Annotated in this window: 1 protein-coding gene and 1 pseudogene; one reads left to right on the forward strand and one right to left on the reverse strand. The window is 33.5% G+C overall.

Translation table 11 applies throughout. From position 1 onward, the window contains the following. Positions 1-457 (reverse strand): threonine aldolase family protein (locus FUA24_RS24785; RefSeq protein ID WP_187388395.1); only part of this gene is annotated, 457 nt, incomplete at its 3' end. Positions 458-551: 94 nt separating this feature from the next. On the opposite strand from FUA24_RS24785, the pseudogene FUA24_RS24790 reads away from it, so the two are divergent. Further along, positions 552-932, forward strand: a pseudogene (locus tag FUA24_RS24790) (PCRF domain-containing protein); the annotation flags it as partial.

Genomic DNA, 932 nt, shown 5'->3' on the forward strand with positions numbered 1-932 from the left:
CAATTTCACTAAAATCCCAACAAGCACCACCACCTTTATTGGTTGTATTTTCTAAAGCTACCAAACGTGTTTCAGCATACCAATAATCTGTAGGGTTTATAGCGGCTTCAACCTGTTTAGCTGTAAATCGGCCATTATTACCATCTAATAGTTTACAAGACACACCACTGTTAAAAGCCACACCACCAGACTCATAATTATAAATATGTGCATATGCATCACAAATAACTTGGTTACCTGGTTGTGTATGTAATTTTATAGCTGTTTGATTTGCCATAGTGCCACTTGGAAAAAACAAAGCCTTATCTTTACCAAACATACGGGCTACCTTTTGTTCTAAGAGGTTTATGGTTTCATCTTCTCCAAAAACATCATCGCCCACAGTAGCTTGCATCATAGCATCAAGCATTTGGGCGCTTGGTTTGGTAACAGTATCACTTCTTAAGTCTATTTTCATTACTCTGAGAAATTTAAAAAGATAAAACTAAAAAAATATCTAAAGTTTTTTCCTGTTAGGTATTAATTATATTTTTGTTCAAAATATTCAAATTATGATTACTTCAGATCAAATTAAAGATCTTAATACCCGCCTTGACAAACTAAGGCACTATCTTTGACATAGATAGGAAATTAATTGAAATACAAAACGAAGAAGAAAAAACCTTCGACCCTAATTTTTGGGACAACCCCAAAGAAGCTGAAATTGTAATGAAATCGCTCAGGGTTAAGAAAAAATGGGTTGAAGATTACAAAACCTTAAAATCGCAAATTGAAGATTTAGAGGTGCTTTATGAATTTTATAAAGAAGGCGAATCTACAGCAGATGATGTTACCACGCATTTTAATAAAACAGCTACCTTTTTAGAAGATGTAGAGTTTAGAAACATGCTATCTGATGAAGGTGATAACCTAAGTGCTGTATTACAAATTAC

The organism is Seonamhaeicola marinus, from assembly GCF_008085455.1.